The organism is Rhodanobacter panaciterrae, from assembly GCF_014651895.1.
In the GTDB taxonomy this organism is placed as follows: Bacteria; Pseudomonadota; Gammaproteobacteria; order Xanthomonadales; family Rhodanobacteraceae; genus Rhodanobacter; species Rhodanobacter panaciterrae.
Genome location: NZ_BMXT01000001.1, coordinates 244962 through 258628, shown reverse-complemented (window position 1 = coordinate 258628; position 13667 = coordinate 244962). Strand labels below are relative to the sequence as shown.

Annotated in this window: 14 protein-coding genes and 1 riboswitch; of the genes, 9 read left to right on the top strand and 5 right to left on the bottom strand. The window is 65.6% G+C overall.

Annotation, left to right across the window (positions count from 1 at the left end; translation table 11 throughout):
• Positions 1-3 precede the first annotated feature (3 nt).
• Positions 4-1257, top strand: a complete 1254-nt coding sequence (locus tag IE071_RS01145; protein WP_189439354.1) for a polyhydroxyalkanoate depolymerase — start codon at positions 4-6, stop codon at positions 1255-1257.
• Here the strand turns inward: IE071_RS01145 and IE071_RS01140 are convergent.
• Positions 1242-1403: a hypothetical protein gene (locus IE071_RS01140; protein WP_189439353.1), complete on the bottom strand. Its 162-nt coding sequence runs from the start codon at positions 1401-1403 to the stop codon at positions 1242-1244. The genes IE071_RS01145 and IE071_RS01140 overlap by 16 nt on opposite strands.
• Between IE071_RS01140 and IE071_RS01135 the strand changes: the two genes are divergently transcribed.
• From IE071_RS01135 to IE071_RS01120, 4 genes are read left to right on the top strand one after another with little or no spacing between them, the layout of a single operon-like run.
• Complete coding sequence (locus IE071_RS01135) at positions 1402-2022, top strand: YceI family protein (protein ID WP_189439352.1); 621 nt, start codon at positions 1402-1404, stop codon at positions 2020-2022. The two genes, IE071_RS01140 and IE071_RS01135, sit on opposite strands and share 2 nt — an antisense overlap.
• The gene (locus IE071_RS01130) at positions 2019-2600 is read left to right on the top strand and encodes a cytochrome b (protein WP_189439351.1); all 582 of its coding nucleotides are present in this window, start codon (positions 2019-2021) and stop codon (positions 2598-2600) included. Before IE071_RS01135 ends, IE071_RS01130 begins: the two co-directional genes overlap by 4 nt.
• The gene (locus tag IE071_RS01125) at positions 2597-3145 is read left to right on the top strand and encodes a YceI family protein (RefSeq protein ID WP_189439350.1); all 549 of its coding nucleotides are present in this window, start codon (positions 2597-2599) and stop codon (positions 3143-3145) included. The genes IE071_RS01130 and IE071_RS01125 overlap by 4 nt, the downstream gene beginning before the upstream one ends.
• Before the next feature lie 12 nt (positions 3146-3157).
• Positions 3158-4519, top strand: coding sequence for a GTP-binding protein (locus IE071_RS01120; RefSeq protein WP_189439349.1), 1362 nt, complete (start codon positions 3158-3160; stop codon positions 4517-4519).
• A gap of 113 nt (positions 4520-4632) precedes the next feature.
• Here IE071_RS01120 and IE071_RS01115 read toward each other — a convergent pair whose 3' ends face one another.
• Complete coding sequence (locus IE071_RS01115; RefSeq protein ID WP_189439348.1) at positions 4633-4863, bottom strand: glutaredoxin family protein; 231 nt, start codon at positions 4861-4863, stop codon at positions 4633-4635.
• Positions 4864-4939: 76 nt separating this feature from the next.
• On the opposite strand from IE071_RS01115, the gene IE071_RS01110 reads away from it, so the two are divergent.
• The 3 genes from IE071_RS01110 to IE071_RS01100 all read left to right on the top strand — a co-directional run bounded on the left by IE071_RS01110 (position 4940) and on the right by IE071_RS01100 (position 8941).
• On the top strand, positions 4940-6322 hold the full coding sequence (locus IE071_RS01110; RefSeq protein WP_189439347.1) for an L-serine ammonia-lyase: 1383 nt from the start codon (positions 4940-4942) through the stop codon (positions 6320-6322).
• A gap of 103 nt (positions 6323-6425) precedes the next feature.
• Positions 6426-8090 (top strand): APC family permease, encoded by a 1665-nt coding sequence (locus tag IE071_RS01105; RefSeq protein ID WP_189439346.1) that lies wholly within the window; start codon positions 6426-6428, stop codon positions 8088-8090.
• Positions 8091-8242: 152 nt separating this feature from the next.
• Positions 8243-8941, top strand: coding sequence for a CDGSH iron-sulfur domain-containing protein (locus IE071_RS01100; RefSeq protein ID WP_189439345.1), 699 nt, complete (start codon positions 8243-8245; stop codon positions 8939-8941).
• Between the two features lie 81 nt (positions 8942-9022).
• On the opposite strand, the gene IE071_RS01095 is transcribed toward IE071_RS01100, so the two are convergent.
• The 3 genes from IE071_RS01095 to metX are packed head-to-tail and all read right to left on the bottom strand — an operon-like array spanning position 9023 to position 12388.
• On the bottom strand, positions 9023-10135 hold the full coding sequence (locus tag IE071_RS01095; RefSeq protein ID WP_189439344.1) for a homoserine dehydrogenase family protein: 1113 nt from the start codon (positions 10133-10135) through the stop codon (positions 9023-9025).
• Positions 10132-11319: a cystathionine gamma-synthase gene (metB, locus tag IE071_RS01090; RefSeq protein WP_189439343.1), complete on the bottom strand. Its 1188-nt coding sequence runs from the start codon at positions 11317-11319 to the stop codon at positions 10132-10134. Before metB ends, IE071_RS01095 begins: the two co-directional genes overlap by 4 nt.
• Before the next feature lie 40 nt (positions 11320-11359).
• Positions 11360-12388: a homoserine O-succinyltransferase MetX gene (metX, locus tag IE071_RS01085; protein WP_189439342.1), complete on the bottom strand. Its 1029-nt coding sequence runs from the start codon at positions 12386-12388 to the stop codon at positions 11360-11362.
• An 81-nt stretch (positions 12389-12469) separates the two neighbouring features.
• A riboswitch (SAM riboswitch) is annotated at positions 12470-12585 on the bottom strand.
• A 314-nt stretch (positions 12586-12899) separates the two neighbouring features.
• Between metX and IE071_RS01080 the strand changes: the two genes are divergently transcribed.
• Entirely contained in the window at positions 12900-13625 is a 726-nt protein-coding gene (locus tag IE071_RS01080; protein WP_189439341.1) for a 2OG-Fe dioxygenase family protein, read from the top strand.
• Positions 13626-13667 lie beyond the last annotated feature (42 nt).

Genomic DNA, 13667 nt, shown 5'->3' with positions numbered 1-13667 from the left:
ACGATGCTTTACCAAATCCACGAATGGCAACGCTCGTTGCTCGGCCCCTTGAGCTACTTCGCGCAGGCCAGCGCGCGCATGCTCAACGACAACAGCAGCCCGTTTGCGCAGCTGCCCAGCGCGCAACGGATGGCCGCCGGCTACGAATTGATCCATCGGCTCGGCAAGGATTACGAGAAACCCGAATTTGACCTGCACACCGCCACCGCACACGATCACGAGATCGCGGTGATCGAACGCATCGCGCTGGCCAAGCCGTTCTGCCAGCTGAAGCGCTTCAAGCGCTTCAGCGACGACCCGGGCACCATCGAGAAGATGAAGAGCGACCCGGTGGTGCTGGTGGTCGCGCCGCTGTCCGGCCATCACGCCACCCTGCTGCGCGATACCGTGCGCACCCTGTTGCGCGACCACAAGGTGTACATCACCGACTGGGTCGACGCACGCATGGTGCCGACGACGGCCGGCACCTTCAGCCTTGACGACTACATCGCCTATGTCAAGGAATTCATCCGGCATATCGGCGCCAGTTCACTGCATGTGATTTCGGTGTGCCAGCCGACCGTACCGGTGCTGGCCGCGGTCTCGCTGATGGCCGCGCGCGGGGAAGATACGCCGCGCAGCCTGACCATGATGGGTGGCCCGATCGATCCGCGCTGCAGCCCCACCAGCGTCAACAACCTGGCCACCACGCAGCCGCTGTCCTGGTTCAAGGGCAATGTGATCCACACCGTGCCGCCGAACTATCCCGGCCATGGCCGCGAGGTCTATCCGGGCTTTCTGCAGCACGCCGGCTTCATCGCGATGAATCCCGGCCGCCACCTGAATTCGCACTGGGATTTCTATCAGGATCTGGTGCGCGGCGACCTCGACGACGCCGATTCGCATCGCAAGTTCTACGACGAGTACAACGCCGTGCTGGACATGCCGGCCGAGTTCTATCTCGACACGATCGAAAAAGTGTTCCAGCAATTCGTGCTGCCGCGCGGGCTGTGGGACGTCGCCGGCGAGCGGGTCAATCCGGCCGCGATCAAGCGCAGTGCCCTGCTCACCGTCGAAGGCGAACTGGACGACATCTCCGGCCTCGGCCAGACCCAAGCCGCACACGATCTGTGCAGCAGCATCCCGGCCAAGCGACGCGAGCACAAGGTGATTGCAGGCGCCGGCCACTATGGCATCTTCAGCGGCCGCCGTTGGCGCGAAACGGTCTACCCGCAGGTGCGCGACTTCATCCGCAAGTTCGATCACGCCGGAAAGTAAACGCCGACAGCAGGCTCGACGAGCCTGTTGCCGATCTGCGCTGGGGAAGCGGCTTCGGCCGCGCCCCGATTGGCTCGGCCACGGAAACCCTCCGTTCCCCGACGGTCGCTGGCACCGTCGCCGCCGATCGGCCAGACTTCGCGCATGCTTTCTTTCCGCTCAAGCGTCTGGCTGTGCTGCCTCGCGGCATTCCTGCTGCCGCTGGCACCGGCGCATGCCGCCAGCGCCAGCTATCGCTATGACACCGTGCATAGCCAGATCGTCTTCAGCATCAGTCACGATGGTTATTCGCGGCCGTTCGGACGGCTGCACATCACCCAAGGCTGGCTGCGTTTCGATCCGGATGACTGGAGCACGGCGGCCACCGAGCTGGATATCGATCTGGCCGGGGTGGACATGGGCGACGCCGACTGGAACAAGGCCGTGTGCAAGCCGGCCCTACTCGATTGCACGGGCCACCGCTATGCGCATTTCGTCAGCAGCCGTGTCGAACGCAAGGACGACCATCACGGCGTGCTGCATGGCCAGCTGACCCTGCACGGAATCAGTCAGCCGCTGAGCATTCCGTTCACGTTCAACCGTGTCGCCAATACCATCTACGGGCTGCATACCATCGCCGGATTCTCGGCTACCGCCATGCTGGATCGCGAGGGGTTCGGCATCACCGCCAACGCCGGTTCGATCGGTCAGCAGGTCAGCGTCTGGCTGGAGCTGGAGGCGATCCGCGACGAGCACGCCATTCCCACATCGAAGGAGCAACCATGAGTCTGCGCAGCAACGATCGCCAATGGGGATCGGTCGCCAAATTCTTCCACTGGACCATCGCGCTGGCCATCCTGGGCAACGGCATATTCGGCCTGCTGATGGACCTGGCGCATTCGCCGATGCAGAAGATCAACTGGCTGGCCCTGCACAAGTCGATCGGCCTGACCGTGCTCGCGCTAGTGCTGCTGCGCGTACTGTGGCGCTGGGGTGACGGCCATCCGCGCGAGGAACCGGCGCCGCGCTGGCAACAGCTGGGCGCGCGCGCCGTACACGGCGTAATGTATGTGCTGATCGTGGCGCTGCCGCTCAGCGGCTGGTGGTTCAATTCCGTCACCGGAAAACCACTGCAGTGGTTCAAACTGTTCAACCTGCCGGCGTTGGTGGCGAAAAATGACGACATGCGCGGTTTCTCGCATGCCGTGCACGAGTATCTGTTCTGGTTACTGATCCTGGTGCTGGTGGCGCACGTGGGTGCCGCGCTGAAGCACCACGTGTTCGACAACGACAACGTGTTGCGACGGATGCTTCCCTTTGGCCGCTTGCGCAACGGCTCGACCTCCACAGGAGACTCCCCATGAAACGACTCGCCATCCTGCTGTTTTCACTCGCGCTGCCGTGCGCTGCCGCGGCCGCTGATTACACGGTGCGTCCCGAACTGAGCCGACTCGGTTTCACCGGTACTTACCAGGGCGCTGCGTTCAATGGCAGCTTCGGCCAGTGGACGGCGGCGATAAGCTACGACCCGGCCAGCCTCGCCAACTCGAAGTTCGACGTGAACGTGACGCTGGCCAGTGCCAAAACCGGCGACCACGACCAGGACAGCGCGCTGCCCGGCGTGGATTTCTTCAACGTGGCGAAATTCCCCACGGCCCACTTCGTGACCACCGGCTTCCACCAGGATGGCGCGCAGGTGATCGCCGACGGCCAGCTGACCCTGCATGGCGTCACCCGGCCGCTGAGCCTCACCGTGTTGTTCAAGTCGCAAGGCGGCGCGGCCACACTGGATGTGGCCGGCGTACTGAAGCGGCTCGATTTCGGTGTGGGCACCGGCGATTACGCCGACACCTCCGTGATCGGTGCGGATGTCAAAGTCATCGCCCACCTGCAGCTCGCGCCGAAGTAATCCTGCATCACGATGGCGAGCGATCAGCTGTGGCGACGCCTGTACGACTGGATCACGCCAGCCCGCACCGTTGCCTCACCGGCGCCGCGACGCCAGGCCAGCGACTCGACGCGGGTAGCCGACAGCCTGCGCAACCTGCTCGATGACCCGACCATCCCGGCCTCGGTGCGCAGCGAACTGGCCACCGATTTCGGCCGCATCGAGAGCATGCTGCACAAGCTCGAACGCGGCGAGCTGCACGTCGCCGTGTTCGGCCGCGTCTCCACCGGCAAGTCGGCACTGGGCAATGCGCTGCTCGGGCGCGAGGCCTTCAGCGTCGGCGTCCTGCACGGCACCACCATCGATGCCGAACACGCGATGCTCGATGAAGCGAAGCACGGCGGCCTGGTGCTGATCGACACACCCGGCATCAACGAATTGGATGGCGAGGCACGCGAGCGGCTCGCGTTCGAAGTGGCCGAAGTCAGCGACCTGGTGATCTTCGTCGGCGACGGCGACCTCACCCGCGAGGAACTCGATGCGCTGAAGACGCTCGCCGCCACCCAGCGCCCGCTGCTGCTGGCGTTGAACAAGGCCGATCGCTACGGCGCCGATGAACTGGCCGATCTGCTGACGCATCTGCGCCTGCGCGTGACTGGACTGGTACGCGCGGAAGACGTGCTCGCCGTGGCCGCGCACCCGGCTGCGCTGCGCGTGGTCGAAATCGATGCGCGCGGGCACGAACAGTCGCACGAGCAGACGCGCCCGCCGGATGTCGCCGCGCTGCGCGAGCGATTGCTGGCAATTGCCGCGCGCGAAGGCAAGACGCTGTCGGCGATCAACGCTGGGCTGTACGCCGGTCGGCTCACCGATCAGGTCAGTGCACGCATCGCGCAGACACGGCAGGCGGTCGCGGCGAAGCTGATCCACAACTACTGCATCGCCAAGGGCGTGGCCGTCGCGCTGAATCCGATTCCCGTCGCCGATCTGCTCGCTGCAGCCGGGCTGGATGCGGCGATGGTGGTGCAGCTGTCGCGCGTCTACGGCTTGCCGCTGACCCGCGCCGAATCCGGCCGGCTAGTCGCGGTGATCTCCGCACAACTCGCCGCCTTGATGGGCGCGATCTGGGGCATGCAACTGGTCGCCTCCGCGCTGAAAGGTGTGAGTGCCGGCCTGTCGGTGGTGGTCACCGCCGCCGCGCAAGGCGCGCTTGGCTGGTACGCCACCGTGCTGATCGGCCGCGCTGCCGAGCGCTATCTGGTCGCCGGCAAGTCCTGGGGCGAAGCCGGCGCCAAGCGCGCGGTCGCCGAGATCGTCGCCAGCCTCGACCGCGATTCGATCCTGCGCGAGGCGCGCGAGGAAATCCTCAAGCGGTTGAAGTCGCAGCGCGCGTAACTCCATGTTCCTCCCCCTGCTTTGCAGGGGGAGGTTAGGAGGGGGTAAGGCTTTTGACTTTAGATCAAAAGCGAACCCCTCCCCAGCCCTCCCCTGCAAGCAGGGGAGGGAGCTCACTTCGACAGAAACGCGCGCACCGCTGTCGCATCGAACGGCCAGTCCAGCTCACGTCCGTCCCGCCCATCGCGCAACACCGGAAGACGCGTGCCGTAAAGCTGTTCCAGCGCATCGCTGTCGTCGACCCACACGCTATCGAAATCCGGTGCACGTGCCTCGGCCATCACGGCGAGCGCCAGGTCGCACAGGTGACAATAATCGCGCTGGTACAGGATCAGGTCGGACATGCGCTTGCGAATGGACTGCCAAATACGGGGACGCCGCGTAGAATAACCGGTTCTCTTCCCCACCCAGCAGCACCTTATGGCCGTCAGCGTATTCGACCTGTTCAAGATCGGCATTGGCCCATCCTCCTCGCACACGGTCGGACCGATGCGCGCGGCGGCACGTTTCGCCGAACGCTGGCTGGAAGAGAAAGGCGTGCTCGATCGGGTGACCCGCGTGCGCGCCGAACTGTACGGCTCGCTGGCGATGACCGGCCGCGGCCACGGTACCGACAAGGCCGTGCTGCTGGGACTGGAAGGCCAGCACCCGGACACCGTCGATCCCGACCAGATCCCCGCCACGCTCGAACGCATTCGCAAGACCCAGCGCCTGCGTGTGCTGGGCAAGCACGAGATCGAGTTCGAGGAAAAACGCGACCTCGTTTTCAACAAGCGCCAGAAACTGCCGTTCCATACCAACGGCATGCGTTTCAGTGCGTACGACGTCGATGGCAACGAACTGGCCACGCGTGACTACTATTCGGTCGGCGGCGGCTTCGTGGTCAATACCGACGAGGCGGCGGAAGACCGCATCGTCGCCGACACCACCGAGCAGCCCTACCCGTTTTCCAGTGGCGACGAGATGCTGGCGCTGTGCAAGCAGCACGGCCTGACCATCGCGCAGCTGATGATGGCGAACGAAACCGTGTGGCGCCCCGAGGCGGAAACCCGCGCCGGCCTGCTGACGATCTGGAAGGCGATGCAGGATTGCGTCAATCGTGGCCTGCGCTCGCCCGGCGTGCTGCCCGGCGGCTTGAAGGTGCATCGTCGGGCACCCGCGATGGCCGAAGAATTGCGCAACGCGCCAGAAGCCGCCCTGCGCGATCCGCTGACCATCCTCGACTGGGTGAACCTGTACGCACTCGCCGTCAACGAAGAGAACGCCGCCGGCGGCCGCGTGGTCACCGCGCCGACCAACGGCGCGGCCGGCATCGTGCCGGCGGTCGGCCACTACTACCTGCGTTTCTGCCCGAAGGCGGACGACGACGGCATCGTCGAGTACCTGCTCACCGCCGCCGCAATCGGCATCCTGTACAAGGAAAACGCCTCGATCTCTGGAGCCGAAGTCGGCTGTCAGGGTGAAGTCGGCGTGGCCTGCTCGATGGCCGCCGGCGGCCTCACCGCCGCGCTCGGCGGCAACGTGCTGCAGGTCGAGAACGCCGCCGAGATCGGCATGGAACACAACCTCGGCCTCACCTGCGATCCGATCGGCGGCCTAGTGCAGATCCCCTGCATCGAGCGCAATGCGATGGGTTCGGTCAAGGCGATCAACGCCAGCCGCATGGCGCTGAAGAGCGACGGCAAACACCGCGTCTCGCTGGACAAGGTGATCAAGACCATGCGCGACACCGGCCGCGACATGAAGGACAAATACAAGGAAACGTCGCGCGGCGGCCTCGCGGTCAACGTGATCGAGTGCTAAGAGCCAGTTCAAAGCGCCCCTGACCTTTGCCGGGTGACACGCCCGGCCCAGTCTGCAACCATCGGTTTCTTTGGGCGCTGCCGGCGCCCGCGCAGGAGTTCGCATGTCCTCATCCAGCCCGCTACGCCGCGACGTCGGCCCATTCGCCCTGATGCTTACCGGCCTGGGCTCGATCATCGGCTCCGGCTGGTTGTTCGGCGCATGGAAGGCGGCCGGCCTGGCCGGTCCCGGCGCGGTATGGGCGTGGGTGCTGGGCGCGGCGATCATCATGACGATCGCACTGACCTACGCCGAACTGGGCGCGATGTTTCCCGAATCCGGCGGCATGGTGCGCTACAGCCATTATTCGCACGGCTCGCTGGTCGGCTTCATCGGCGCCTGGGCGAACTGGATCGCGATCGTCTCGGTGATCCCGGTCGAGGCCGAGGCTTCGGTGCAGTACATGGCCTCGTGGCCATGGCAGTGGGCGCACGATCTGTACGTGCACATGCCCGACGGCCACGGCGAGCTGAGCGAGATCGGCCTGATGATCTCCGCGGTGCTGGTGATCGTGTACTTCCTGTTCAACTTCTGGAGCGTGAAGCTGTTCGCCCGCTCCAACACCGCGATCACCGTGTTCAAGCTGGTAGTACCGGCCGCCACCGGCATCGCCCTGATCGCCAGCGGCTTCCATAGCGAAAACTTCTCGGTCGGCATCCACGGCGACAAGCACGCCACCGACTTTGCCGCGATCCTCACGGCGGTCGCCACCGCCGGCATCGTGTTCAGCTTCAACGGCTTCCAGAGCCCGGTGAATCTTGCCGGCGAAGCGCGCAACCCCGGCAGGAGCATTCCGTTCGCGGTGCTCGGCTCGATCGCGCTGGCCACTGTCGTATACGTGATCCTGCAGGTCGCCTATATCGGCGCGGTGCCGCCGGACCTGCTGGCCAAGGCCGGCTGGCACGGCATCGACTTCCGTTCGCCGTTCGCCGAACTGGCCATCATCGTCAACCTGCACTGGCTGGCGATGCTGTTGTACATCGACGCGTTCGTCAGCCCCAGCGGCACCGGCATGACCTATACCGCCACCACCGCGCGGATGATCTACGGCATGGAGCGCAACGGCACCTTGCCGAAGATCCTCGGCCGCGTGAATTCAAAGTGGGGCGTGCCGCGTCCGGCGATGTGGCTGAACCTGGCCGTGTCGTTTCTGTTCCTGTTCAAATTCCGCGGCTGGGGCACGCTGGCAGCGGTGATTTCAGTGGCCACGATCATCTCCTACCTCACCGGCCCGGTCAGCGTGATGACCTTGCGCCGCACCGCGCCGGAACTACATCGCCCGTTCCGCCTGCGTGGCCTGCCGATACTCGCCGCGATCGCCTTCATCATGTCGACCGAGCTGCTGTACTGGGCCAAGTGGCCGCTGACCGGCGAGATCATCCTGCTGATGGTCGTCGCGCTGCCGGTGTACCTGTACTACCAGGCCAAGGCCGGTTGGCACGACTTTGCGCGGCAGATGAAGGGTGCCTGGTGGCTGGTGTTCTACCTGCCGACGCTGGCGTTCGTCTCGTGGGCTGGCAGCACCACATTCGGCGGCCAGGGCTATCTGTCCTACGGCATGGATCTGGCCGTGGTCGCCGTGATCGGATTGGTGTTCTACGTGTGGGGCGTGAAATCCGGCTGGCGCACGCCGTCGGTGGAAGCGGCGCAGCTGGAAGCGCAGGGCAACCCAGCCTCGCCGCTGGTACCGCCGGATGAAGCGACAGCGGAACGCATCACCGGGCACTGAGCTTCGCTCCTCCAGTCAAACCAAGAGCGCGCGGCTGATCACCGCGCGCTTTTTCATTTTGGATGCCACCCTCCGGCTGCCCCACAACGGCGCAAGATGTACAGTGATTCCCTGCTTCGTGGTCTTCACGTTGATCAACCGAGGGATGTCAGATGAATCCGCAGAAGCCGGTCGGTGCAAGAGTCAAGATTTCGAAGAACGGGCCTTATCTCGTCTCTGGCGGACTCCCGCTGCAAAAGGAGACCATCGGCACGAACGAAGCCGATGAATCGGTGAAGTGGCGGAAGGGTCAGCAATATCCCGCGCAGGAGGAATACGCACTCTGTCGCTGCGGCCACAGCGCGAACAAACCGTACTGCGATGGCACGCATGCGAAGGTGGGATTCGACGGCAGCGAAACCGCGAGTCGCCAGCCGTATCTTGAGCAGGCCCAGGTCATCCGCGGCCCGACGATGTCGTTGACCGATGTCGAAGGCCTGTGTGCATTCGCGCGCTTCTGCGATCCGCGCGGCAAGGTGTGGAACCTCGTCAGCGAAACGGACAACCCCACCGCCAGCAAGCATTTCGTCAGCCAGACCTGCGACTGCCCGTCGGGACGACTGGTGGCTTGGGACAACGAGACCGGCAAAGCGATCGAGCCCGCGTTTGAGCCCTCGATCGCTCTGATCGAAGATCCTGCCCAGAATTGTTCCGGGCCGATCTGGCTGCGCGGCGGCGTGCAGTTGATCGGCGCCGACGGCTTCGAGTACGAAGTGCGCAATCGCGTGACCCTGTGCCGCTGCGGCGAATCGCAGAACAAGCCGTTCTGCGATGGCACGCATGCGTCGATGGGATTCAGCGACAGCGAATGAGTAGCTGCCCCTCACCTTCCCACAAGGGGATTTCCTTCGGTCACAATCCTCTCCCCAAAGGGGAGGAGGAGGCAGGAGCTCTCACCCCAGCGCCAGCACGTCTCCCAACAACGCTTGTGCGGTCACTTCCGGTCCCGCTCCCGGCCCCTGGATCACCAGCGGCTGGGTGTTGTAGCGGGTGGTGGTGAGCGCGAACTGGTTGTCGGTGCCGTATAGACGCGCAGCCGGATGAGTCAGCGGCACTTCGACCAGGCCGACGCGCGCGCGGCCGCGCTGGTTGAGCCGGGCGAGGAAGCGCAACACGCAGCCACGCGATTTCGCCTCGGCATGCAGCTTTGCCAGCGGGGCGTCCAGTTCCTCCAGCCGCGCGAGGAAAGACTCCGCATCCAGCGCGCGCAACGGCTCAGGCACCAGGCCCTGCACATCCACCTCGTCGGTGCCGAGCGAGAAGCCTGCGTTGCGGGCGATGATCAGCAGCTTGCGCGCCACATCCTCGCCGGACAGGTCGGAGCGCGGGTCGGGCTCGGTGTAACCGAGCTGGCGTGCCTCGCGCAGCAAGACGGAGAACGGCCGACTACCGTCGTACTGGTTGAACAACCACGACAGCGAACCGGAGAACACGCCTTCAAGCGTGAGCAGGCTGTCGCCGCAGGTACGCAGGCGACGCAGTGTGGACAACACCGGCAGACCGGCGCCGACGGTGGCCGAATCACCATAGCGGCCACCGCTCGCCAGCGCCGCCTGCAACGCACGCCAGCCCGGCAGTTCGCCACCCGCCAGCGCCTTGTTCGCGGTGACCACGTGATAGCCGCGTGCCAGCCATTCGGCGTGGCGCGATGCCAGCGGCGCGCTGGCGGTGGCATCGACGATCACCCGGATCGCCGCACCGCTGGCATCCAGTGCGGCGAGCAGGCCGGCGTTGTCGCGTGCGTCGCCCTGGTGGTTCAGCTGCTCGCGCAGGCTGCGACTGGCGAGGTTGGTGGGATCGGTCTGCTGCCGGCGCGAGTTGGCGGCACCGACCAGCCGCAACGATGCGGCGGCCGGCGTGTTGAACAGCTTCAGCAGCGCGCCACCGACCACGCCGGTGCCGAGTAGCACGACTGCGATGGTGGGAGCGGCTTCAGCCGCGAAGGTGCGCGAGACAGTCGCGGCTGAAGCCGCTCCTACAGGCACAGTATCCAGCACCGCGCTCATGCGATCACCCGGCGTTTGGATTTTTCCACGGTGGCCGCGCGCAGCAGCGCCGCATCGAGATCACGCAGCAGGTCGTCGCCATCCTCGATGCCCACCGACAGACGCAGCAGGCTGTCGGCGATGCCGGCGGTGCTGCGCGCCTCCGGTGCCATCGACGCATGCGTCATCGAGGCCGGATGTGCGATCAGGCTCTCCACACCGCCCAACGACTCGGCCAGCGAGAAGTACTGCAGGCCATCGACGAAGGCCTCGATCTGGGTCACGTCGCCTTCCAGCTCGAAGCTGAGCATGGCGCCGAAACCCTGCTGCTGACGCGCGGCCAGCGCGTGGCCAGCGTGGCTGACCAGGCCCGGGTAATACACCTTGCGCACGGCCGCATGGGCATCCAGTTGCTCGGCGATGCGCGTGGCGTTTTCCTGATGTTGGCGCAGGCGCACGCTCAAGGTACGCAGGCCGCGCAGGGTGAGAAAGCTGTCGAACGGCGCACCGGTGAGGCCGTTGCAGTTGGCCCACCACTTCAGCTGTTCGAATACTGCCGCGTCGCGCGCCACCACGGCACCGCCTACCACGTCGCTGTGGCCGTTGATGTACTTGGTAGTGGAGTGCACGACCACGTCCGCACCCAGCAGCAGCGGCTGCTGCAATGCCGGCGACAAGAAGGTGTTGTCGACCACCAGCAGCGCGCCGACCGCGTGCGCGGCCTGCGCCACGTGACGGATGTCGGTGATCCGCAGCAGCGGATTGGACGGCGTCTCCACCCACACCAGCGCGGGCTTCTGCGCCAGGCCGGCAGCCAGCGCCACACTGTCGGTGAGATCGGCAAACGCCACGCTGAAGCGGCCCTTCTTCGCCCATGCATCCAGCAAGCGCCAGGTGCCACCGTAGCAATCGTGCGCGGCCAACACCGTGGCTCCGGCCGGCACCAGTTCCAGCGCCAGCGCCACCGCCGACATCCCGCTCGATGTCACCACCGCACCGGCGCCCTGCTCCAGTTCCGCCAGTGCATTGCCGAGCAGGTCACGGGTCGGATTGCCGCTGCGCGAGTAGTCGTACGGACGCTTGCCACCGAGTCCGTCAAACGCGTAGTTGGTCGACAGGTGCAGCGGCGGCACCACCGCGCCGTGCTGGGTATCCGATTCGATGCCGGCGCGCACGGCGCGGGTACAGGGGGCGGACTCGCTCATGGGGGGATCTCCAGTTCTCGTTATGTTTGGGGACGGAAAATCAGGCCAGCGCTTCGCGCAACAACGGCGCGAGCTGCTCGGGTTCTTTCAGGAAGGCGTCGTGGCCGTACGGCGACTCGATCACCTCGAGCGTGGCCGGGCCATGCAGGCGACGCTGCAGCTCGCACAGATCGGCCAGCGGCACCAGCCGGTCGGAGGGAAACCCGATCAGCGTCGCCGGCGTGGGGATCTGCTCGGGCTTGACGTCATGCAGGTCGATCGACTCGGACAACGCGAGGAAGCGGTCGGCATCGAAGCGCTCGACGAAGCGCTTGCCCTGATGCTCAAGGTAATCCTCGACCGGGAAATGGAAGCGTTCGTTGCGCCACTCCGGGCCGCCGGCAAAACGCCGGCCGAACTCGCCGCTGCCGCGGTAGGTGGTGATCGCCAGCTGACGCGCCAGCGCCAGCGCCTCGTCAACCTGACCACTGGCCTGACCGAGCCGCACGATGCCACGCTGCACGCTGCGCTGCGCCGTGCTGAGCGGGTGAGGCCGATGCGCGCCAGCCAGCAGCACCAGCCGATCCACGCTGCGTGGATGGCGCGCGGCAAATGCCAGCGCCACCATCGCGCCGTACGAGGAACCGATGAAGGCATGCGCCTGCGGGATGTTCAGCTCGTGCAGCAGCGCGGCCAGCGCATCGGCCTGATCCTCGCTGGATACGTTGGAGGCGCCCAACTGGTCCGAAGTCAGCCAATCGATCGCCAGTACGCGCCAGCGCTGCAGATCGACCGCCGCGCCCGCGCCGACCAGCGCCTGCCACCAGCCCGGTGCGGTATCGCCGTCCAGTGCAGTGACATCACGGTCGGCCGAGATGCCGCCCTGCACGATCAGCGTCGGCGCATCCGGCGCGCCGCACCACAGGTAGCGAACCTCGACTTCGCGCGGGCCGCTGCCGTACTTGGGAGTGATGACCAGCCGCCGCGTACTGCGCTGGGCGGTCAGGTCCTCGCGGCGCGACTCCCCATGGAAACGTGTCGCCGAAAGGCCCGGATCGAGGTCGGTGAGTGGCAGCGGCTGAAAGGTCATGCGGTTCTCCGGTCGCATCGCCTGCGGGGCGCCGGAGTCGGGTGTCATGCATGCACAGCAACGAAACTGCAGCAGGAATGACACCCATCTCTCGGGGCGCCGTGGCGCCGCCGCAGGATTTGGCACCGTGACGGGAACGCTTCCCGCTGGTTGCCCCGGCATCAAAGGGCCTATCCCTCCGCCGGTCTCGATGAGTGAAGCGGATAGTGCAGGCTATCGTCATAGTCTGTCAATAGACGTCTAAACATCTAAACGTATATGCGTTTATGTCATAACGATCACGGCATGATGCGAACATGCCAGACGTATCCCGGCATCGCCCGAATACCCCATGAGCCGGCGGCCGGTCGCGCAACTCAGGCACACGTCACCAGGCCTGGCCGTTCAAGCCGGCGCCGCCGCGCAACCAGGACCTCCGTGACCTGATTGAATTGACTGGTGCAGGCCTCCAAGCCGAGAGCAATACACACCAGCCATCGCCGCTTCATGCGCCTCCTGCTAACGTATTCGCATGACTCCCCACCCCGACACGACCGCGTTGCACACCCGCCTGCAACGCGACGGCTTTGCCTTCGTCACTGCCGACATCATGCGCAATCTGCTGCAGGCGCCGATGTTGACCGACTGGCCCGCGTTCGCCGCCAGCTGGAACGATCTGGCCCCCGACAGTTATCTGGCCGCCAGCGGACGCCACCGGCGCCGGCGTCATGCCACGTTCGCCGCCGATGCGGACGGCGAGGTACAGCGCCAGCCGCACCAGCCGCATTACCAGAGCCTGCAGTACAACCATCTGCAAGGCGATATCCAGCGCTGGTTCGAACCCGTGCTGCCGGCGATTGCCGACGGCGCCAGCCTGCGCACCATCCTCGGCTTCTGCCGCGACTGTTTCGGCGCGCTGGCACCCGCCACCCGCCGCTGGCTTATCGAAGTGCACCAGTTCCGCATCGAGGCACGCGCCGACGAAGCGGGCGAGCCGACGCCGGAAGGCGTGCATCGCGACGGCGTCGATTACGTGCTGGTGCTGCTGGTCGACCGCACCAATATCGAAAGTGGCACCACTACCATCCACGCCCATGACGGCAGCCTGCTGGGCAGCTTCACGCTCACCCACGCGCTGGATGCGGCCCTGGTCGACGATGCCCGCGTCTGCCACGGCGTCACTGCAGTGACGCCGCTCGACCCCACCAAGCCCGCACACCGTGACGTGCTGGTAGTGACGTTCAAAGCGTTGACATGACGAAAACAACGGCATTACGCCCACTCGCGTAAGATGCACCCT